This window comes from Sphingomonas sp. P3_C5 (genome assembly GCF_056402635.1).
In genome coordinates this window covers 313,321-332,853 of the sequence record NZ_JBFUHA010000003.1, presented here as the reverse complement: position 1 = coordinate 332,853, position 19,533 = coordinate 313,321, and the positions used below count along the sequence as shown (strand labels likewise).

The window sequence follows — 19,533 nt, the reverse complement described above, 5'->3', positions numbered from 1 at the left end:
CCGTCAACCAAACGGAGCGTTTGATACAGCAATGCCATTGATGCCGATCATCGCGCTGGGCGCAGGAGCCATAATCATCCTGATGCTGATGGCCTTTGCCTTTTCCGGGCCATCGCCGGAGCGCGCGCGCATCCGGCGGATGAGCTCGGTGCGGGCGCGGCACAGCGCGTCTGCGGGCGCGGCGGTCGAAGCGCAGATGCGCCGGATCACCGCGAACCAGGGCAACAGGATGGACGCGGCGGCTTTGCGCTTCCTGCCCCGCCCCGCTCTGCTCAAGAAGCGTCTCGCGATGACCGGCAAGACCTGGACGCCCGGCCAATATGGCATGGCATCGGTCGGCATCCTGACGATCGTCGGGCTGCTGCTGTCGCTGAAGGGGCTGCCGATTCTGTTATCGCTGCTGATCGGCGTGATCCTCGGCTTCGGCATTCCGCACCTGACGGTCGGCTTTTTCATCAAGCGCCGGCTCGCCAAGTTCAATGCGAAATTCCCGGACGCGATCGAACTGCTCGTCCGCGGCCTTCGCTCCGGTCTCCCGATCAGCGAAACGATTCAGGTCGTCGGCCAGGAAGTCGATGGGCCGGTGGGCGTCGAGTTCCGTTCGATCACCGACAAGATGAAGATCGGCCGCACAATGGATGCCGCGCTGCAGGAGACTGCAGACCGGCTCGGCACGCCTGAATTCCAGTTCTTCGTCATCACCATCGCCATCCAGCGCGAGACCGGCGGCAATCTGGCGGAAACGCTCGCCAACCTTGCCAATGTGCTGCGCATGCGCGGGCAGATGAAGCTCAAGATCAAGGCGATGTCGTCCGAATCCAAGGCCTCGGCCTATATCATCGGATCGCTGCCGTTCATCGTGTTCGTCATGATCTGGATGATCAACGGCACCTATATGCAGACCTTCTTCGTCGACCAGCGCCTGATGGTGGCAGGCGGCGGCGGCCTGGTCTGGATGGCAATCGGCGGTGGCATCATGGCCAAGATGATCAATTTCGAAATCTGAACGCTGAAATCTGAATACCAACATCTGAACACGGGGCGGTAGCGAAGTTCATGGGCGAAGGCGGACCAAAGATCCTCGGGGTCGACGTGATGTGGGTGGCGACGCTCCTGTCGGGCGTTGCCGCGTTCGCCGTGCTGCTCGCCGTCTATGCGGCGACCACGGTGCGCGACCCGATGGCGAAGCGCGTCAAGGCGTTGAACGAACGCCGCGAGCAGCTCAAGGCGGGCATCACCGCCTCGACCAAGCGCCGCGCCAAGCTCGTCACCAAGAATGAGACGACGGACCGGATCAAAGCGCTCCTGTCCTCGATGAAGGTGCTTCAGGAGAGCCAGGTCAAGGCCGCGCAGATCAAGCTGATGCAGGCCGGTATCCGCTCCAAGGAATATGCGGTTGCGGTCATCTTCGGCCGGCTGGTGCTGCCGATCGTGTTCGGCGGCCTGATGGTCTACCTCGTCTACGGCACCGATATGTTCGCGACCTACAGCCCGATCAAGCGCTACGGCATCGTCGCGATGACCTTCATCCTGAGCTACAAGGCTCCGGACATCTTCCTCAAGAACAAGATCACCAAAAGGTCGAATCTGATCCGCAAGGGCTTGCCCGACGCACTCGACCTGCTCGTGATCTGTGCCGAAGCGGGACTGACAGTCGATGCCGCCTTCCAGCGCGTCGCGCGCGAACTGGGCAAGGCCTATCCCGAACTCGGCGACGAATTCACCCTCACCGCGATCGAGCTTGGCTTCCTGTCCGAGCGGCGGCAGGCGTTCGAGAACCTCGCATCGCGGGTCAAGCTCGATGCGCTGAAGGGTGTCGTCACGACCATGGTGCAGACCGAAAAATACGGTACGCCGCTGGCTTCGGCACTGCGCGTGCTCTCGGCCGAGTTCCGCAACGAACGCATGATGCGCGCGGAGGAGAAGGCCGCGCGGCTGCCGGCGATCATGACCGTGCCGCTGATCCTGTTCATCCTGCCCGTTCTGTTCGTGGTCATTCTCGGCCCGGCGGCGTGCTCGATCTCGGATGCCTTCAAGCACGGCGTGTAAGACTTTATCGGATGCTTGCTACGGAGCGCGGTTGACGGCAGGATCGTTAACGCACCGTAACCATCCGTAAGGGCGCCCCATGCTGTTCAGCACTCCGTCGCAATTCGTGGTACTTGGCCTGCTCTTCTTCATCGGCCTGATCTTCGCCTTCGTCATCCATCCGGGTGGTCGCAAGTGGAAGAAGCTCTATCAGGAAGAGGTCGAAGAGAACGCGTCCTATCGCAACGATGCCGATAACGAGATCCGTGCGGCCAAGCGGCGCATCGCCGATCTCGAGCGGGAGATCGCCGAATTGCAGGCGCAGCTGATCGCACCGGCTGCGGTGATCGCTGAGCCCGAGCCCGTGGTCGCTGAGCCCCTGGTAGCTGAGCCCCCGGTCGCTGAGCCTGAGCCAGTGATTGCACCGCCGCTTGTCGCGGTTGCGCCTGTGGCGGCGGAGCTAGTAGTCGAAACGGTGCCAGCAGCGGCGATCGAACCCGAGCCGGTCCCGGCGCCGGCTGCGACCGCCCCGCCTGAGCCCGTCATCGCGCCGGTCGTCGAAGCTGCGCCGATCGCTGAGATCGTCGAGCCGGCGCCGGAAGTCGCGGCCGAGCCGCCGCCGCCCGTCCCCGACAAGGCCTGGCTGGGCGCTGCCGGCTATAACGACCTCACCCAGATCCGCGGCATCGATAGCGGGTTGAACAACCGCCTTTTCGGCCTTGGCGTGACTCGTTTCGCCGATATCGAAAAGCTGTCGGCGCAGGACGAGATGGCGCTCGAACAGCGCCTGAACGTCCCCGCCGGGTTCATCGCGCGCGAGCAATGGCGCGATCAGGCCGCGCTGTTGCGCGCAGGTAATTTCGCTGAGCATAGCGCGCGCTTCGGTTCAGTCGGGGCGATCGCCTGAGGCCTCGCGACCGGCTTATGCGGCGCGGCAGGTGGTCGCGCGGCGCTCCTTGTCGATCGCCGGAAAGCGCGCGGGAAGGTCGATCAGGATGCGGACCAGCGCGATGCCGCGCGTTCCGTCGACCCGCACAGCCTCATAGCCGGTCGGCGCCGTCTGGCCCGGGGCCACGACGGCGAGCTTGAACGGCTGGTAATCCGCCTTCTGCCCGTTGCGCACGAGCGCCACATTGGTGTGCGCATCGAAGATCGACAGCGACCAATAGGGCGCCGGCACCGGCACCGCCTCGATCAGCAGCGGCCCCTGTGTCAGGTCGAACGGGCAGGACGAATAGGCGATATCCGGACTGGGCCTGACGATCGTCCGGGATGTCGCGGTCGCGAGCGGTGCGTGGGTGAACTGGTTAATGCCACCCACTGCCGAAATGCGCTGCACCGCGACCCCCATCAGCACATCGGGCGTGGCAACCATCGTCGTATGCCAAGCTAATATGCCGAGCACACCGCCCAGGATCGCCGGCCCGATCCAGTGGCGGATCATGCGCAATCCTCCCGCGTGATGGTCGGAAGCTGGTCCACAGTGAAATTGCCCTTGCCGCCGTCGTCAGGAAGATAGGCGCGCAAGGTCAGTTCGAAGCGCGACACCTTGCCGGTCGGAAGCCAATGGTCGGGCTGCTGGTCGGGCGCGATCGTGACGCTCCAGTGCGCCTGTTCCGATGAGGGCAGGCCGGCACTGCCGACTGAATAGATACCGGGCTGATTGGCAACGAGATAGCCTTGCGGGTCGTAGAGCGTCAGGCTCCACCATTTGGTGGGCAGGCCGCTCCCGACGACCCGGTAGCGGCAGCGGCCTTCCAGCGGGTGGCCGGCGCTATCGACGGCGGCATTATAATAACGCGCCTCGGTAGCCGGCAATGCGAGCAGGCCACGCAATGCCACGACGGCGCGCGTATAGGCGCTGGCCTCGGCGGAGCCATAGTCCTTGCCGGTGGTCCACGCGCCGATCTTCTGCGCGGACCCAAGCGCGCCGATGCGGATGCTCCACGCCGCCCCGCCGGCGCCGATCAGCACGCTGAGGACTCCGCAGATCAGGTAGCGCATCCAGGGTCTCATGCCGCTACTTTAACCATTCGCGCGAGGCGAAGTCGAGAAGCTGTCTCAGCCCTGCGCCGCGAGCGCCGCCTGTGCCGCCGCCAGCCGCGCGATCGGCACGCGGTAGGGCGAGGCCGAGACATAATCGAGGCCGATCTTCTCGCAGAAGGAGATGCTCGCCGGATCCCCGCCATGCTCGCCGCAGATGCCGAGCTTGATCTCGGGGCGGGTCGCCCTGCCCCGCTCCGCCGCCATCTCGATCAGCTGGCCGACGCCCTCGATATCGAGACTGACGAACGGATCCCGCGCGTAGATGCCGCGCTCGACATAGGTGGTCAGGAAGCGCGCGGCATCGTCGCGGCTGACGCCGAGCGTCGTCTGAGTCAGGTCGTTGGTGCCGAATGAGAAGAACGCGCCGACCTCGGCGATCTCCCCTGCCATCAGCGCTGCGCGCGGCAACTCGATCATCGTTCCAACCAGATATTCGATGGTCTTGCCCTTGTCCGCGAATACGGCGGCCGCCGCCTTGTCGACGACGATCTTCATCAGCTCGAGCTCGCGGCGGGTGGCGACCAGCGGGATCATGACCTCGGGGATCGGCGCCGAGCCCGATTTCTCGGCAACGACGATCGCCGCCTCGAAGATCGCGCGGGCCTGCATTTCATAGATTTCGGGGTACGTGACGCCAAGACGGCACCCGCGATGGCCGAGCATCGGGTTGAACTCATGGAGCTCGGCGGCGCGTCGCTTGAGGATGGTGACATCGACCCCGGCCGCGGCCGCGACCTCGGCGAATTCTTCCTCCTCATGCGGCAGGAACTCATGCAGCGGCGGATCGAGCAGGCGGATGGTGACCGGCAGGCCGGCCATCACCTCGAACAGCTGAATGAAATCGGCACGCTGTTCCGGCAGCAGCTTTTCGAGCGCAAACCGCCTGCCCGCCTCATCTTCGGCGAGGATCATCTGACGGACCGCGGTGATGCGCGCCGCGTCGAAGAACATATGCTCGGTCCGGCACAGGCCAATACCCTCGGCGCCGAACTCGCGCGCGACCTTTGCGTCGAGCGGCGTCTCGGCATTGGCGCGGACCTTGAGGCGGCGCACACCGTCTGCCCAGACCATCAGCGTGCCGAAATCCCCCGCCAGCTCGGGCTGAACGGTCGGCACCGATCCCATCATCACTTCGCCGGTCGAGCCGTCGATCGTGACCACATCGCCCTCGCGCACCTCGCGACCGCCGACGCGCATCACGCCGGCCTTGGCATCGATCGCCAGCGTTCCGGCGCCCGAAACGCAGGGCCGCCCCATGCCGCGCGCGACCACCGCCGCATGGCTGGTCATGCCGCCACGCGCGGTCAGGATTCCCTTCGCCGCATGCATGCCGTGGATGTCCTCAGGCGAAGTCTCGACGCGGATCAGGATCACGCTGTCGCCGGCGGCGGCGCGCTTCTCGGCTGTGTCGCTGTCGAACACCGCCGCCCCCGATGCGGCGCCCGGGCTGGCGGGCAAACCTTTGGTCAGCACATCCCGCACTGCGTTGGGATCGAGCGTCGGGTGAAGCAGCTGATCGAGCGCTGCCGGATCGACGCGAGCGACGGCTTCCTCGCGCGTGATCAGCCCCTCTTCCGCCATATCGACCGCGATCTTCAGCGCCGCCTTGGCGGTACGCTTGCCCGATCGGGTCTGGAGCATCCAGAGCTTGCCCTGCTGCACCGTGAACTCGATGTCCTGCATGTCGCGGTAATGGTTCTCGAGCAGGTCGAACACCTTGGCGAGTTCAGTGAACACCACCGGCATCGCCTCTTCCATCGAGGCGGGCTTGGCGCCAGCGGCTTCGCGCGAGGCTTTGGTCAGATATTGCGGCGTGCGGATGCCGGCGACGACGTCCTCGCCCTGCGCGTTGATCAGGAACTCGCCATAATAGGCCCGGTCGCCCTTGGCGGGATCGCGGGTGAAGGCGACGCCCGTTGCCGACGTGTCGCCCATATTGCCGAACACCATCGCCTGGATGTTGACCGCAGTGCCCCAGCTCGCCGGGATATCGTTGAGCCGGCGATAGACCTTGGCCCGCTCCGACTGCCACGAGCCGAACACAGCGCCGACCGCGCCCCAGAGCTGGTCATGCACGTCCTGCGGGAAGGGCTTGCCCCATTGCGCCTCGACCAGACCCTTATACTCAGCGACCAGCGCCTGCAGATCCTCGGCGGTGAGATCGGTATCGAGGAAATAGCCGCGATCTTCCTTCGCGATATCAAGCGCATCTTCGAAGCCGCTATGGTCGAGTTCGAGCACGACATCCGAATACATCTGGATGAAGCGGCGATAGCTGTCCCAGGCGAACCGCGCATCGCCGGAAGTGGCGGCAAGGCCTTGCACTGTCTCGTCATTGAGGCCGAGATTGAGGACGGTATCCATCATCCCCGGCATCGAAGCGCGTGCGCCGGAACGGACCGAGACGAGCAGAGGATCGGCCGCATCGCCGAACTTTTTTCCAGTCACGCTCTCGATATGCGCGATGCCAGTCGCGACTTCGTCCCGCAGGCCCTGCGGGAACTGACCGCCCTCGTCATAATAGACGGCACAAAACTCAGTCGAAATGGTGAAGCCCGGGGGCACCGGCAGGCCGATCGAGGCCATCTCGGCGAGGTTCGCACCCTTGCCGCCCAGCAGGTTGCGATCGCCCCTGCCCCCATCCGAAACGCCGCCACCGAAGCGGTACACATAGTGCGTCATTCTCGAGTCCTTTGGCGTCAGTCCTGTTTTCGCTGGGGAGGCGAGGTAGCAATCAGATGCGGGCCAAACGCGTGGTCGTCAGCCCTCGATCCTGGAGAAATCGGCAACCGCATGAACCGCATCCCGAACCCGCGCGAGCAGCGCGAGACGCGCTTCGCGTTTGGCGGGGTCAGGGTCGTTGACGGTCACGTCGTCGAAGAAACGGTCGATCGGCGCGCGGAGGGTGGCGAGCGCTGCCATGGCGGCTTCGAAATCCTCCCTTTCCACAGCAGCGTGGGCGCGGGGAATGGCATGATCAAGCGCGAGGATGAGCGCGGCTTCGGCGGGTTCCGGGGTGTAAGCCAGCGTTGCCCCCGCGGAGGCTGGCGCCGTTGAGTTTGTGGCGGCCGGTTCGCCCAACAATACAGCAGCCCCGATCTCCGCCGGCGCAACGAATCCTTCCTTCTTCAAGATGTTGGCAGCGCGCTTGTAGCCGACCAGCAGATTGGAACCATCTTCCGTGTCGACAAAGTCCTGGAGCGCGTGGACGCGGTCAAGAAGGCGGACGAGGTCGTCCTCGCCGCCGAGGGCGAATACCGCGTCGATCAGGTCGTGACGAACGCCGGCTTCGCGTTGCTGGACCTTGAGGCGGTCAGCAAAGAAGGGGATCACGTCGTCAAGATTGCCGCGAAATATCCCGGCCCTTTTACCAAAGGCGAGTAACGAATCCAGCGAGATTCGGAGCTGATTGCCAAGAAGCAGCGCAATGACGCCCAGCGCTGCGCGGCGAAGCGCGAACGGATCCTTCGAACCCGTCGGTTTCTCGTCAATACCAAAAAAAGCAGTGATCGTATCGAGCTTGTCGGCGAGGCAAACGGCGATCGTAACGGGCGCGTTCGGCGTCTCATCGCCTTGACCGACGGGTTTGTAGTGATCGCGCACCGCGTCAGCGACCGCATTGTCCTCACCTTGAACGCGGGCGTAGTAGCCGCCCATCACCCCTTGGAGTTCAGGGAATTCGCCAACCATTCCAGTGACGAGATCAGCCTTAGCGAGGCGCGCGGCACGTTCGGCTTGTGCCGCCAGCGTTGCAACTTCATCCGCACCCGTCTTGCGAGCGCGATCCAGAGCATCGGAAGAAATAATCCGCTCGTGAACCATCCACCGTGCCATCTTGGCAAGATGTTCTTCCTTGCCTTCGACAACTTCTCCGATCAGCCAGCGCGCCAGCTTGGCGACGCGGTTGACCTTATCCGCAACCGTGCCAAGCTTCTCGTGAAACACGATCCGGTCGAGCTTCTTCGCCTGCTCCTCGAGCGGAACCTTCAGGTCCTGCTCCCAGAAGAATTTCGCATCCGACAGCCGCGCCGCGAGCACCTTGCGATTGCCCTCGATGATCTTCTCGCCGCCGTCGACCGCGTCGATATTGGCGGTGCAGACGAACGCATTGGCGAGCTTGCCGTCCGCATCCTGGCACACGAAATATTTCTGGTTCACCCGTGCAGTAAGCTGGATCACCTCGKGCGGCACATCCAGGAACGCCTCATCAAAACGGCCGAGCAACGGCATCGGCCATTCGGTGAGGCCGGCATTCTCGACCAGCAATCCCTCGTCGCGCACCAGCGTCAGGCCGGCCTTGGACGCAACCATGGTCGCGCCCAAAGCGATGATCGATTTGCGCTCGTCCTGATCGACGATGACATGGCACGCCCGCAGCTTCTCGGCATAATCCGAAGCGCTGCCGATGGTGATGATGCCGGGATGGTGGAAGCGATGGCCAAGCGTCGCGGCGCCTGAGGTGATCCCGGCGATCTCGAACGCCACGACAGTGTCGCCAAGCAACGCTACGATGCCCTGCAGAGGGCGCACCCAGCGCAAGCTTTCGGTCGAGGCCGAGGCATCGCCCCAGCGCATCGATTTGGGCCAGGGGAAAGCCCGGATGATCGCGGGGATCGCTTCGGCGAGCACCTCGGCGGTGGCGCGGCCGGGCTTTTGGGTGACCGCGAAGAGGACCTTGTTGCCCTTGCCGTCGTCGCGTTCCTCGAGCTGGTCGCGGGTCAGGCCGGTCGAGCGGAGGAAGCCTTCGAGTGCCTGGGCCGGCGCGTCGGCGCGCGGGCCCTTGCGTTCTTCGCTCGTCGCTTCGGTTTCGAGCGGCAGGTCGCGGGCGATGAGGGCAAGGCGGCGCGGAGTCGAGAAGGTGACGATCGCCTCGGCGCGCAGGCCCGCCTTGTCGAGCTCGGCCGTGAACAGGCGAGCAAGATCATCGCGCGCCTTCTCCTGCATGCGCGCGGGGATCTCTTCCGAGCGGAGTTCGAGAAGGAAGTCGGTCACCAGTTCCTCCCCGGAACGGGGAGGGGGACCATGCGCAGCATGGTGGAGGGGCTTGGAGCGCGGGCGGCTGCATACCGAGTATCGTCGCGAATTGAGATGGGGAGCTCCGGAGCAAGCACGTCGCGCTCCAAGCCCCACCACCGCTCTACGAGCGGTCCCCCTCCCCGTTCCGGGGAGGATTTAAGGGAGGATTTAAGAAGCGCCCTCACGCCGCCCACCCGTTCTTGTCCATCCACGCCTGGCAGCTGCCCTTCGCCAGATCGCGCACCCGGCCCATATAAGCCTGGCGCTCGGCCACCGAGATTACCCCCCGCGCCTGCAGCAGGTTGAAGACATGGCTCGCCTTGATCGCCTGCTCATAAGCCGGGATCGGCAGCTTCGCCTCCAGGCAATTCTCGCACTCGGCAGTCGCCTTGCGGAACAGGTCGAACAGCGCCTCGGTGTTCGCCACCTCGAAGTTCCAGGTCGATTGCTCGATCTCATTCTCGAGGAACACGTCGCCGTATGTCACGCCGGTATCGTTATAAGCGAGATCGTAGATGCTGTCCTTGTTCTGCAGATACAGCGCCAGCCGCTCCAGCCCATAGGTCAGCTCGCCGGCGACCGGCTTGCAGTCGAAGCCGCCCATCTGCTGGAAATAGGTGAACTGAGTCACCTCCATGCCGTCGCACCAGACTTCCCAGCCCAATCCCCAGGCGCCGAGCGTCGGGCTCTCCCAGTCATCCTCGACGAAGCGGATGTCGTGCTGGGTGAAATCGATGCCGATCGCGGCGAGCGAACCCAGATACAGCTCCTGCAGGTCAGGCGGGCTCGGCTTCAGGATCACCTGATACTGATAATAATGCTGCAACCGATTCGGATTCTCGCCGTAGCGGCCGTCCGTTGGTCGCCGGCAGGGCTGGACGAAGGCCGCATTCCATGGCTCGGGGCCGAGCGCGCGCAGAGTCGTTGCGGTGTGAAACGTGCCCGCGCCCATCTCCATGTCATAGGGCTGGAGGATCAGGCAGCCGCGCTCGCTCCAATAATCATGGAGTTTCAGAATCATGCGCTGGAAGCTCAGCGGCTCGGTCACGATCGCGTAAAAACCCTTCGCAGTTGCGGCAATTCGACGCGCGTCGCTTTGGCGCATGCCCCGAAAGGGGTCAACCACACCAATTGACGGGTGGCACGCTTTCCGCTGTGTTAACCATTATGGCCCGGAGTCGAACTGCGCGGCCGCGGGGGCGCGGGATTCAGGTACGGCGCGGCGCGTTGGGGCTCGCTTTCGCGACTCTGTTCTGCACAGGTGCCGGTCTTGGTGCAGCGCCAGCACCCCGTATTGCCTATCGATCGATCCCCGAAACGCCGCTGGTCACATGGCGTGGACACCGGATCGGCCCGCGCATCGCTTACCCCACCCTGCCGGCTGACCTTCGGATCGCGCCGATCGATTTCGCGCTCGACGGCGACGCGACGGATATCCCCTCCGCCGAGGAGCTGGAGGCAGCCGACTCCCGCATCGCGGTCGCGCAATTCTCACAAAATTACCGTCCGCATCCGGCGATCTGGAAGATCGCCAGCGGCAGATCGACACTCTATCTGTTCGGCACCATCCACATCCTGCCGCCGGGCTTCCAGTGGCGCAGCGAGACGCTTGACCGGATCGTGGCGGGCGCCGATGCCCTCATTGTCGAATCGGTCGGCAGCGAGGCCGATCCGCTGATGAACAGCGCCCCCTCCCCCACACTGCCTCCGCTTGCCCGGCGTGTGTCGCCGGATCACCGCGCCGCACTCAAACATTTCACGGATGCGCTGGCGCCCGAAGCGGTCGCTGCGCTCGATGGAATGCAGACCTGGATCGCGGCGATCGCGGTTGGCTATGTCCGCGATTTCCGCGCGGGTGAAATCCCCGGCCCGGGTGCCGATAGCTGGCTCGAGGAACGTTTCCGCCAGGCGGGCAAGCCGGTGGTGCCGATCGAGAGCGGCAATCAGGTGATGGCGACGGTCAGCGCCATTCCCGAGGCCGAGCAGCGCCGCATGCTCGATCTCGCGCTGGATTCCCCGCAAAGGTCGCGCGCCGAGCTGCGCGCGCCGATGCACGCCTGGGCAAAGGGGGAAGTCGGCAGCGATTCGGCGCTCACCGTCGACATGGTCGGGTCGAGCGGCACGGAGGCGCTGTCAGCGCCGCTCCTCACTGACCGCAACCGCGCCTGGGCCGACAGCCTCGCGCGGCGGCTGCACACACCCGGCACGGCATTGTTCGCGGCTGGCGTCGGGCATTTTGTCGGGCCGGGCTCGCTGCTCGATCTGCTTCGTCAACGTGGCATCAAGGTGAAGCGGGTAGAGTGAGGCCGCGATTGCCGATAAGCACGCGCAACTTTCTCTCAGGAACCCTTTCTCCATGAAGACTTTCGCCAAGTTGATCGCGCCGCTGGCGCTGCTGCTCACGGCCCCCGCCTGCGCGCAAACCGCGCCCGTCACGGTCGTGCGCCAGGCCGCCCCGGCTTTGTGGGTGGTCAAGGATGCGGACACCACAATCTACCTGTTCGGCACGATCCATGTGCTGCGGCCCGGCACCACCTGGTTCGACAAGGGCGTGAAAAAGGCGTTCGATTCCTCGAACCAGGTCGTGCTCGAGATGGTGATGCCCGACGTCGAGACGATGCAGGCGATCGTCAAGCAGAAGGGCTATGCGCATGACAACATAGCGCTCACTGCTCGCCTGACTGGGGAAAAGCGCGCCGCTTATGAAAAGGCGATGGCCAATCTCGGCCTGCCCGCGACCGCTTTCGACAACCTCGAGCCATGGTTCGCGGCCGTGAACCTGGAACTGCTGCCGCTCCAGAAGTTGGGCTATGATGTCACCAACGGCCCCGAGCAGATCATCACCAAGGCCGCGGCCGCTGGCGGCAAGCCGGTGGTCGGGCTCGAGACGGCGGAGCAGCAGCTCGGCTTTTTCGACGGCCTGTCGATGCCGGCCCAGGTCGCCTTCCTGTCAGCGACGGTCGATGAAGCCCCGACGATCGGCACCAAGATCGAGACGATGGTCGATCAATGGGCAGTGGGGGATACCACAGAGCTCGCCAAGATCCTGAATGACGATGTCGCCGATTCTCCCGAGCTGGAAAAGGTCCTGCTGATCGATCGCAACAAGCATTGGGCGGATTGGATCGACGCACGAATGAAGCAGCCGGGCGTGGTGTTCATGGCAGTCGGCGCAGGGCATCTGGCGGGCAAGAACAGCGTGCTGGTGCAACTCGAGGCGCATCACCTGAAAGCGGAGCGGGTGAAGTACTGACTTCCTTCTCCCCCGGGGGGAGAAGGATACGAAGACTTGGGAGCGAAGCGACCTAGTCGAAGTTGGATGAAGGGGCTGAGGCTCGAGACACACGCCCTCACCCTCCCGTCGCTTCGCTCCTCCTTCCCTCTCCCCAAAATGGGAGAGGGAGATAGTTGCCTTTCCCCCGCCCCTCCCCTATAGCGCCCCGCTTCCGGCCAGGGTCATCCCTGGAGGCCTGGCCGGGATTTTGAACCAGCATATCGGAGACTGTAATGAGCGAACAGCTTACGCTCGCAGCCGAGACGCGTGGACAGGTTGGCAAGGGAGCCTCCCGTTCGCTTCGTCGTGAAGGCCGCGTACCCGCCGTGATCTACGGCAACAAGCAAGATCCCGCCTCGATCCATGTCGAGGAAAAGGCGCTGATGCGCGCCCTGATGACGGGCCATTTCATGAATTCGGTCGTGATGATCGAAGTGGACGGCAAGTCCGTGCGCACCCTGCCCAAGGATGTTGCGTTCGACGCCGTGACCGATCGCCCGGTCCATGCCGATTTCCTGCGCATTTCCGAGCACGCGACCGTGCACGTCAATGTGCCGGTCGTCTTCACCGATGAGGAGCTCTCCAAGGGCATCAAGCGCGGCGGCGTTCTCAACGTCGTTCGCCATGAGCTGGAGCTGATCTGCGACGCAGCCGAGATCCCCGACGAGATCACCATCTCGCTCAAGGGCACCGATGTCGGCGATTCGATCCACATCTCGCAGGTGAAGCTGCCCAAGGGCGCCAAGTCGGCGATCGACGACCGCGATTTCACCATCGCAACGCTGATCGCGCCGTCGGCGCTCAAGTCCGAGACGCTCGAACAGGTTGCTGAAGAAGCCGCTGCCGCCGAGGCCGCGCATGAAGAGCATGTCGCCGAGGTTGAAGCTGAGGCCGCTGCTGAAGCCGCGCCCGAGGGTGAAGCTTCGGAAGGCTGAGCCTGACGAACCGCTCCGCGAGGGGCGACAGATACGGGGGCAGGAAAGCATTGCGCTTCCCTGCCCCTTTTCTTTGCTTAAAGGGACTTCATGCAACTCTGGGTCGGCCTTGGTAATCCCGGCGCGCAATATGCGCTGCAGCGGCACAATGTCGGCTTCATGGCGGTCGATACGATCGCCGAGATCCATGATTTCGGGCCGGTGAAAAAGGCGTTCCAGGGCTGGACCCAGGAAGGCCGGATTGGGCCTGAGAAAATCCTGCTGCTCAAGCCCGCCACCTTCATGAACGAGAGTGGCCGCTCCGTCGGCGAAGCGATGCGCTTCTACAAGCTCGATGTCGGCGATGTGACCGTCTTCCATGACGAGCTCGATCTCGCGCCGTTCAAGGTGAAGGTGAAGACCGGCGGCGGCACGGCCGGCCACAACGGCCTGCGCTCGACCGAGGCGCATATCGGCAATGAATTCCGCCGGGTGCGGATCGGGATCGGGCATCCCGGCCACAAGGACAAGGTCAGCCCCTATGTGCTCGGCAATTACGCAAAGGCCGAGATGGATCCGCTGGCCGATCTGCTCGGCGCTGTCGCGGCCGAGGCGCGCTGGCTGGCCGAGGGCAATGACGGTCGCTTCATGAGCGATGTCGCGCTCAGATTGGGTGAGACGAAATGACGACGCGCAGCTTTTTCGCGACCCGACTCTACGAGGGTAGCCTCGATGACAGTGATTTCGTCGCCGAGCTCGACCATGGCTGCCGCACGCTCGCTGAGGATGACCGCGCCGGTCGCACCTGGTCCAAGGCGCATGGCTATCGCGGCTATACCTCCTACGCCTCGCTCGACGACCTGCCGCACCGTGATCCAGTGATTGGTGAGCTGGTGCGTCGGCTGGGCAAGCATGTCGCCGCCTTTGCCAGGGACTGCGCCTTCGATCTTGGCGGGCGCAAACTGAAGCTCGACAGCCTGTGGGTGAACATCCTGAAGCCAGGCGGCACGCATTCCGGGCACATCCATCCGCACAGCGTGATTTCGGGCACTGTCTATGTCGCGGTGCCTCCAGGCTCGGGGGCGCTGAAGTTCGAGGATCCCCGTCTCGCGATGATGATGGCCGCCCCGACCCGACGTGACGATGCGCCCGAGGATTTGCGCAGCTTCGTCTATGCCGACCCGACAACCGGCAGCATATTGCTCTGGGAAAGCTGGCTGCGGCACGAAGTGATGCCCAACGCGGCCAAGGAAGAGCGGATCAGCATCAGCTTCAACTATCGCTGACCATCACGCAGTTCAGAATTTGAGGCCGACCACCATGTTGACGACCGGGTTTGTGATCGATGTCCGGTCATTGCCGACACTGGTTGCGCGAAGCTCCCGAAAGGCGCGCGGCATGCCGGGATTCACCCGCCCGAGCAGCGTACCACCCTCGATGCCTAGCATCACGCCGCCACCCAGTATCTGGGTGTAGCCGAAGGTCGCGGCCGGGGTGAACCGCTTGAAACCACGCACGCCCATGCCGGTATTGGGGCCCCTCGGCACATAGAGCAGCCCGTGAGTGGTGCGCTCGGCATCGCGCGCAAAGTTGGTTCGGCTGTAGAAACGCAGGCCGCCCGAGAAGTGAAAGCCCTGCCCGGCGAGCGGATAGAAATCCATCATCGAGCTGGCGAAGCGCTGGCGCAGATTGTTGTCGGGATCGAGCAGGATGTCAGCCACCGGGCGCGGCGCGAATTCGATGCGAAGATGAAAATCCGGCGTGAGCGCGAGCCCCGGATAGGGCATTGCTGGAGAGCCAGTCAGGCGCAGCGCAGGCAATATGCCGTGAAGCGGCAACGCCTGTTGCGCCCATGCCGGAGCCGCGGCGATACACCCCGTCAGTACAGCGACCACCAGCGCCGTGCGCATCAGCCATCCCCCAAAACCGCAGGCGGGCCCCCTCGCATGCCGTCATTTCCATGACCGCGCCGAACCGCCGAACCCGCACAGATTTTGCGGTTAATTTTTTACCATGGAGCTCGCGCACCGCCGATAGCGGGACGCGGTGCTGGCATATCGCGGGCGAACGCCCTATCGCGCGTCTCCAATCGGCCGGGTAACCTCGGCGTCATCATCTACAAGGTATCATCATGGGTTTCCGCTGCGGTATCGTCGGCCTGCCGAATGTCGGCAAATCGACGTTGTTCAACGCTCTCACCGAGACGGCCGCCGCGCAGGCGGCGAACTATCCATTCTGCACGATCGAGCCGAATGTCGGCAATGTCGCGGTGCCCGACAAGCGCCTCGACCAGCTCGCCGCGATCGCCGGCTCGGCCAAGATCATCGAAACCCAGCTCGGCTTTGTCGATATCGCCGGCCTCGTCCGCGGCGCGTCGAAGGGCGAAGGCCTCGGCAACCAGTTCCTCGGGAACATCCGCGAGGTGGACGCGATCGTCCATGTCCTGCGCTGCTTCGAGAATGGCGATGTCACTCATGTCGAGGGCAAGGTCGATCCGATCGCCGATGCCGAGACGGTCGAGACCGAGCTGATGCTCTCCGACCTCGAAAGCCTCGAGAAGCGCGTGCCCAATTTCGCGAAGAAAGCGGCGCAGGGCGACAAGGAAGCGAAGATCGCCGTCTCGGTGCTCGGCCAGGCGCTCGAGCTTCTCCGTGAGGGCAAGCCCGCCCGCCTGACCAAGCCGAAGGACGAGGAGGAGGCCCGCGTCTTCTCGCAGGCGCAGCTCCTCACCTCCAAGCCGGTTCTCTATGTCTGCAACGTCGATGAGGGCGATGCGGCGCATGGCAATGCCCTGTCGGCGCGCGTGTTCGAAAAGGCGAAGGCCGAAGGCGCCGAGGCGGTGGTCGTCTCCGCCGCCATCGAGGCCGAGATCGCCACCATGGCCCCCGAAGAGCGAGGCGAATTTTTGGCCGAGCTCGGGCTGGAAGAAACCGGCCTCGCCCGGGTGATCACCGCCGGCTACAAGCTGCTCCACTTGCTCACCTTCTTCACCGTCGGGCCCAAGGAAGCGCGTGCCTGGACAGTCCATGTCGGCGCCCGGGCACCCCAGGCGGCTGGCGAGATCCACACCGATTTCGAACGCGGCTTCATCCGAGCCGAGACGATCGCCTTCGACGATTATGTCGCACTGAAGGGCGAAGCCGGCGCGCGCGACGCGGGCAAGCTGCGGTCCGAGGGCAAGGACTATGTCGTCCAGGACGGCGACGTGATGCTGTTCCGCTTCAACGTCTGAGGACACTTACCCGCTGTTCGCCACGCCATCGCTCGGGCATTAGGCGAGGCGCGAATCCTTCCGTCACCCCGGGCTTGTTCCGGGGTCCATCAAGCGGCAGGCGCCGGAGTTCGAGATGAGCCACCCCGCCAAGCCGCATGATGGATGCCGGAACGCGTCCGGCATGACGATGTGGGCGATGGCGCTCGCCCTTTTAGCCCTCTCAGTCGGTGCCGCCGCACCGTGCCTGGCGTCACCCGCCCAGGCCAGCCCGGCGCCCGCGGAAATACGGGCGCCGATCACCATCCTCGTCTCGATCGACGGCTTTCGCGCCGATTATCTGGATCGCGGCGTCACCCCCAACCTTTCAACGCTCGCGGCAGGCGGCGTGCATGCGGCGATGCGGCCGAGCTTCCCGTCAAAGACCTTCCCCAACCACTGGACGCTGGTCACCGGCCTCAGGCCCGATCGCACCGGCATCGTCGCCAACATGATGGAGGATGGCGCCCGCCCGGACGAGGTCTTCAAGATGGAGACTGACGATCCCTTCTGGTGGAATGCCGCCGAACCCCTGTGGGTGACGGCGGAGAAAGCGGGCATCCGCAGCGCCACCCTGTTCTGGCCAGGATCGAACGTGGCATGGGGCGGGACGAAAGCCGCGAAATGGCCGTACGACGTCGCCGGCGGCACCCGCCCCGAGGACTGGCAGCAGTTCAGCATGGCCGTGAACAACACCCAGCGCGTCAACGGCGTGCTCGACTGGGCGCGCCGCCCGGCGGCGATCCGGCCGAAATTCGTGACGCTCTATTTCGACACCGTCGATAGCGCCGGCCACACTTACGGCCCCGACGATCCGAGAACCACCCAGGCAGTCGGCGAAATCGACGCAACGATCGGCCAGCTCGTCCAGGGCCTGAAGGACATGGGCCAGCCGGCCAATCTGGTGATCGTCGCCGATCACGGCATGGCGACGATCAGCAAGGCGCGCACCATTGTCCTGGACCGGATCGCCAACCCCGCCGATTACCGCGTGGTCGAGGCGACCACCTACGTGTCGCTTGCCCCCGTGCCCGGCCATGAGGCAGCGCTCGCGGCGGCACTGCGCAAGCCGCACGATCACCTCACCTGCTGGCCCAAAGCGGAAATCCCTGCGCGTTTCCATTACGGCACCAACCCGCGCATCCCGCCCTGGTTCTGCCTGGCGGAAACCGGCTGGCTGGTGGTGAAGACCGCGAGCGCGAAGGTCGATGACAAGGGCAACCATGGCTACGACCCCATGGCGCGGGAAATGGCCGCCCTTTTCATCGCCAACGGCCCGGCGATCAGGCCGGCCGGCAAGCTCCCGCCCTTCGATAATGTCGACATAGCGCCGCTGATGCGCAATCTGATCGGCTTGCCGCCGGGCACCGGCCTTGACGGCGACGACACGCCTTTCCGCGATATATTGGTGAAATGACGGGATCTGTGATGCAATATTTCGAAGATATCGAAGTCGGTACGAAATCCAGTTTCGGGCATTACGAAGTCACCCGCGAGGAGGTGATCGCCTTCGCCTCGAAATATGATCCCCAGCCCTTCCACCTCTCGGACGAGGCCGCGGCCGCCACGCATTTCGGCCGGCTCTCAGCCAGCGGTTGGCACACCTGCGCGATGACCATGTCGATGGTCGTCGCCAATCTCGATGCGCACAGCCAGGCCGGCCTCGGCTCACCCGGCATCGACGAGCTGCGTTGGCTCAAGCCGGTCTATCCCGGCGACACCCTGCGCTGCGAAACCGAACTGCTCGATAAACGCGCGTCGCAGAGCCGCCCCGAAATGGGCAGCTTCCGCAGCAGGATGACCGTGTTCAACCAGCACGACGTGCCGGTGATGACCTTCCTGTCGATCGGCCTGATCCGGACGCGGCCCGTCCAGCCCTAGCGCCGGTGATGATCGCCCCAGTGCGAACGTCCATCGCCTCCTCGCGACCCACCATAGTCGCGCCAGACCGGCCGCGTCTCCCGGCCGCGCCAGGCACCTGAACGGCCCTGCCAATAGCCACGCTGCTGGTCGTTCCAGCGGTGGCGGCGATGGTTGCGATCATAGACGTAATAGCCGGTGCCGGGGTAATAATAGTCGCCGTACCAGCCCCAATAGGGGTCGGCACTAAAGCCGCCATAATAGGGATCCCACCCGCCGCTGTTATAGCCGACCGAGACGCCGCTATAATAGCCGTCCTCGGCGCAGGCGGAGAGGCCAAGGCCGGCCGCAAGCGCTACGCCGGCAAGCATCAATCGAGATTTGGACATGGTACGCACTCCCTGTGCAGGGACGTCGCTAACGATTACTGGTCAGCGACGTTGAGTGCATAAACAACGGTGAAATGCCCCGGAGGTTCCGCGAGCGAGCCCACCCCCGCGCCCGAACCCGGTGCCGATATCCGCGCGGCATCGCCTGTGCTAGGCCCCGCCTCACCCCCTATCCGGATGCCCTTGAACCTATGCTGAGCCAGCCCGAACAGGCCCTGCTGAACCTGGAACAGGCGCGGGACTTGCGGGCATCCGGCACCTCCTATCGCGACATCCGCCGCCGCCTCGATCTCACCACCAGCCAGCTCAGCCATATCCGCCGCGCGCTCAAGCGCGAAAAGGCGTCGCGCACGCGGCTGCGCTCGACCAACGTCAGGGCGACCGACCGCGACCTGCCGGTCGGCCAGTCGATCCTCCCCATCGGCTTGCGGTGCCTGCTGAACGCATCGGGCTACCGCACCCTCGGCGATCTCGCTGATCGGCTCGCCGACCCCGACCTGCCCGGCCTGGAGACCCTGCCGGGTATCGGCCCCCACCGCGCACGCCTGGTGAAGACCCTGCTCGACCATTTCGACCTGCTCCCCGGCCGAAGCGACCTACAGGCCGAGATCGAGCGCCTCTTTCCCGAATTCGGTGACACGCCTTCGGCCGGGAAAATAGGTGACGAGTCCAGGTAAGATAGCGCTGAACGCCCGTCAGGGAAACCGGTTCGAGGGAGGATCGCAGGTTTCAGCCTCTCAGGCATCCCCTATAAAG

General features: G+C 64.4%; 19 protein-coding genes. 12 read left to right on the top strand and 7 right to left on the bottom strand.

All coding sequences use genetic code 11. The features are described 5' to 3' along the window. The first annotated feature begins 31 nt into the window (after nt 1–31). From AC1DVS_RS10490 to AC1DVS_RS10480, 3 genes are all read left to right on the top strand, one after another. Complete coding sequence (locus AC1DVS_RS10490; RefSeq protein WP_478022714.1) at nt 32–1,006, top strand: type II secretion system F family protein; 975 nt, start codon at nt 32–34, stop codon at nt 1,004–1,006. Nucleotides 1,007–1,056: 50 nt separating this feature from the next. Next, complete coding sequence (locus AC1DVS_RS10485) at nt 1,057–2,049, top strand: type II secretion system F family protein (protein ID WP_478022713.1); 993 nt, start codon at nt 1,057–1,059, stop codon at nt 2,047–2,049. A gap of 79 nt (nt 2,050–2,128) precedes the next feature. After that, a complete protein-coding gene (locus tag AC1DVS_RS10480) occupies nt 2,129–2,935 on the top strand; it encodes a hypothetical protein (protein ID WP_478022711.1) in 807 nt (268 codons plus the stop codon). A gap of 15 nt (nt 2,936–2,950) precedes the next feature. On the opposite strand, the gene AC1DVS_RS10475 is transcribed toward AC1DVS_RS10480, so the two are convergent. From AC1DVS_RS10475 to AC1DVS_RS10455, 5 genes are all read right to left on the bottom strand, one after another. Then, nucleotides 2,951–3,472, bottom strand: coding sequence for a DUF1254 domain-containing protein (locus tag AC1DVS_RS10475; RefSeq protein ID WP_478022709.1), 522 nt, complete (start codon nt 3,470–3,472; stop codon nt 2,951–2,953). Beyond that, entirely contained in the window at nt 3,469–4,032 is a 564-nt protein-coding gene (locus tag AC1DVS_RS10470; RefSeq protein ID WP_478022707.1) for a DUF1214 domain-containing protein, read from the bottom strand. Before AC1DVS_RS10470 ends, AC1DVS_RS10475 begins: the two co-directional genes overlap by 4 nt. Nucleotides 4,033–4,089: 57 nt before the next feature. Then, nucleotides 4,090–6,756: a pyruvate, phosphate dikinase gene (gene ppdK, locus AC1DVS_RS10465; protein WP_478022705.1), complete on the bottom strand. Its 2,667-nt coding sequence runs from the start codon at nt 6,754–6,756 to the stop codon at nt 4,090–4,092. Nucleotides 6,757–6,834: 78 nt separating this feature from the next. Then, entirely contained in the window at nt 6,835–9,066 is a 2,232-nt protein-coding gene (gene glyS, locus AC1DVS_RS10460) for a glycine--tRNA ligase subunit beta (RefSeq protein ID WP_478022703.1), read from the bottom strand. 205 nt (nt 9,067–9,271) lie between these two features. After that, nucleotides 9,272–10,141 (bottom strand): glycine--tRNA ligase subunit alpha, encoded by an 870-nt coding sequence (locus tag AC1DVS_RS10455; protein WP_478023025.1) that lies wholly within the window; start codon nt 10,139–10,141, stop codon nt 9,272–9,274. 176 nt (nt 10,142–10,317) lie between these two features. Between AC1DVS_RS10455 and AC1DVS_RS10450 the strand changes: the two genes are divergently transcribed. The 5 genes from AC1DVS_RS10450 to AC1DVS_RS10430 all read left to right on the top strand — a co-directional run bounded on the left by AC1DVS_RS10450 (nt 10,318) and on the right by AC1DVS_RS10430 (nt 14,564). Next, complete coding sequence (locus tag AC1DVS_RS10450) at nt 10,318–11,394, top strand: TraB/GumN family protein (protein WP_478022701.1); 1,077 nt, start codon at nt 10,318–10,320, stop codon at nt 11,392–11,394. Nucleotides 11,395–11,446: 52 nt separating this feature from the next. Continuing rightward, nucleotides 11,447–12,343, top strand: coding sequence for a TraB/GumN family protein (locus tag AC1DVS_RS10445; protein ID WP_478022699.1), 897 nt, complete (start codon nt 11,447–11,449; stop codon nt 12,341–12,343). Nucleotides 12,344–12,597: 254 nt separating this feature from the next. After that, nucleotides 12,598–13,299: a 50S ribosomal protein L25/general stress protein Ctc gene (locus AC1DVS_RS10440; protein ID WP_478022697.1), complete on the top strand. Its 702-nt coding sequence runs from the start codon at nt 12,598–12,600 to the stop codon at nt 13,297–13,299. A gap of 90 nt (nt 13,300–13,389) precedes the next feature. Next, nucleotides 13,390–13,965, top strand: a complete 576-nt coding sequence (pth, locus tag AC1DVS_RS10435) for an aminoacyl-tRNA hydrolase (RefSeq protein WP_478022696.1) — start codon at nt 13,390–13,392, stop codon at nt 13,963–13,965. Then, nucleotides 13,962–14,564 carry a TIGR02466 family protein gene (locus AC1DVS_RS10430; protein WP_478022694.1) on the top strand — a complete coding sequence of 201 codons (603 nt, stop codon included), beginning with the start codon at nt 13,962–13,964 and terminating at the stop codon, nt 14,562–14,564. The genes pth and AC1DVS_RS10430 overlap by 4 nt, the downstream gene beginning before the upstream one ends. A 12-nt stretch (nt 14,565–14,576) precedes the next feature. Here the strand turns inward: AC1DVS_RS10430 and AC1DVS_RS10425 are convergent, their stop codons facing one another. Continuing rightward, nucleotides 14,577–15,188, bottom strand: coding sequence for a hypothetical protein (locus tag AC1DVS_RS10425; RefSeq protein ID WP_478022692.1), 612 nt, complete (start codon nt 15,186–15,188; stop codon nt 14,577–14,579). Between the two features lie 221 nt (nt 15,189–15,409). Between AC1DVS_RS10425 and ychF the strand changes: the two genes are divergently transcribed. The 3 genes from ychF to AC1DVS_RS10410 all read left to right on the top strand — a co-directional run bounded on the left by ychF (nt 15,410) and on the right by AC1DVS_RS10410 (nt 18,409). Next, on the top strand, nt 15,410–16,510 hold the full coding sequence (gene ychF, locus AC1DVS_RS10420; RefSeq protein WP_478022691.1) for a redox-regulated ATPase YchF: 1,101 nt from the start codon (nt 15,410–15,412) through the stop codon (nt 16,508–16,510). Nucleotides 16,511–16,673: 163 nt separating this feature from the next. Then, nucleotides 16,674–17,945 carry an alkaline phosphatase family protein gene (locus AC1DVS_RS10415; RefSeq protein WP_478023023.1) on the top strand — a complete coding sequence of 424 codons (1,272 nt, stop codon included), beginning with the start codon at nt 16,674–16,676 and terminating at the stop codon, nt 17,943–17,945. A gap of 11 nt (nt 17,946–17,956) precedes the next feature. After that, nucleotides 17,957–18,409, top strand: a complete 453-nt coding sequence (locus tag AC1DVS_RS10410) for a MaoC family dehydratase (RefSeq protein WP_478022689.1) — start codon at nt 17,957–17,959, stop codon at nt 18,407–18,409. Here AC1DVS_RS10410 and AC1DVS_RS10405 read toward each other — a convergent pair. Next, nucleotides 18,406–18,777, bottom strand: a complete 372-nt coding sequence (locus AC1DVS_RS10405; protein WP_478022687.1) for a hypothetical protein — start codon at nt 18,775–18,777, stop codon at nt 18,406–18,408. The two genes, AC1DVS_RS10410 and AC1DVS_RS10405, sit on opposite strands and share 4 nt — an antisense overlap. A 191-nt stretch (nt 18,778–18,968) precedes the next feature. On the opposite strand from AC1DVS_RS10405, the gene AC1DVS_RS10400 reads away from it, so the two are divergent. Then, on the top strand, nt 18,969–19,454 hold the full coding sequence (locus AC1DVS_RS10400) for a hypothetical protein (RefSeq protein ID WP_478022685.1): 486 nt from the start codon (nt 18,969–18,971) through the stop codon (nt 19,452–19,454). The last annotated feature ends 79 nt before the right edge of the window (nt 19,455–19,533 follow it).

What these genes read in the sequence shown, in the direction of transcription:
- ppdK (WP_478022705.1), bottom strand. Translation starts at nt 6,756, where the DNA reads ATGACGCACTATGTGTACCGCTTCGGTGGCGGCGTTTCGGATGGGGGC.
- pth (WP_478022696.1), top strand. Translation starts at nt 13,390, where the DNA reads ATGCAACTCTGGGTCGGCCTTGGTAATCCCGGCGCGCAATATGCGCTG.
- ychF (WP_478022691.1), top strand. Translation starts at nt 15,410, where the DNA reads ATGGGTTTCCGCTGCGGTATCGTCGGCCTGCCGAATGTCGGCAAATCG.
- AC1DVS_RS10485 (WP_478022713.1), top strand. Translation starts at nt 1,057, where the DNA reads ATGGGCGAAGGCGGACCAAAGATCCTCGGGGTCGACGTGATGTGGGTG.
- AC1DVS_RS10430 (WP_478022694.1), top strand. Translation starts at nt 13,962, where the DNA reads ATGACGACGCGCAGCTTTTTCGCGACCCGACTCTACGAGGGTAGCCTC.
- AC1DVS_RS10470 (WP_478022707.1), bottom strand. Translation starts at nt 4,032, where the DNA reads ATGCGCTACCTGATCTGCGGAGTCCTCAGCGTGCTGATCGGCGCCGGC.
- AC1DVS_RS10410 (WP_478022689.1), top strand. Translation starts at nt 17,957, where the DNA reads ATGCAATATTTCGAAGATATCGAAGTCGGTACGAAATCCAGTTTCGGG.
- AC1DVS_RS10415 (WP_478023023.1), top strand. Translation starts at nt 16,674, where the DNA reads ATGACGATGTGGGCGATGGCGCTCGCCCTTTTAGCCCTCTCAGTCGGT.
- AC1DVS_RS10445 (WP_478022699.1), top strand. Translation starts at nt 11,447, where the DNA reads ATGAAGACTTTCGCCAAGTTGATCGCGCCGCTGGCGCTGCTGCTCACG.
- AC1DVS_RS10475 (WP_478022709.1), bottom strand. Translation starts at nt 3,472, where the DNA reads ATGATCCGCCACTGGATCGGGCCGGCGATCCTGGGCGGTGTGCTCGGC.
- AC1DVS_RS10490 (WP_478022714.1), top strand. Translation starts at nt 32, where the DNA reads ATGCCATTGATGCCGATCATCGCGCTGGGCGCAGGAGCCATAATCATC.
- AC1DVS_RS10400 (WP_478022685.1), top strand. Translation starts at nt 18,969, where the DNA reads ATGCTGAGCCAGCCCGAACAGGCCCTGCTGAACCTGGAACAGGCGCGG.
- AC1DVS_RS10405 (WP_478022687.1), bottom strand. Translation starts at nt 18,777, where the DNA reads ATGTCCAAATCTCGATTGATGCTTGCCGGCGTAGCGCTTGCGGCCGGC.
- AC1DVS_RS10480 (WP_478022711.1), top strand. Translation starts at nt 2,129, where the DNA reads ATGCTGTTCAGCACTCCGTCGCAATTCGTGGTACTTGGCCTGCTCTTC.
- AC1DVS_RS10440 (WP_478022697.1), top strand. Translation starts at nt 12,598, where the DNA reads ATGAGCGAACAGCTTACGCTCGCAGCCGAGACGCGTGGACAGGTTGGC.
- AC1DVS_RS10425 (WP_478022692.1), bottom strand. Translation starts at nt 15,188, where the DNA reads ATGCGCACGGCGCTGGTGGTCGCTGTACTGACGGGGTGTATCGCCGCG.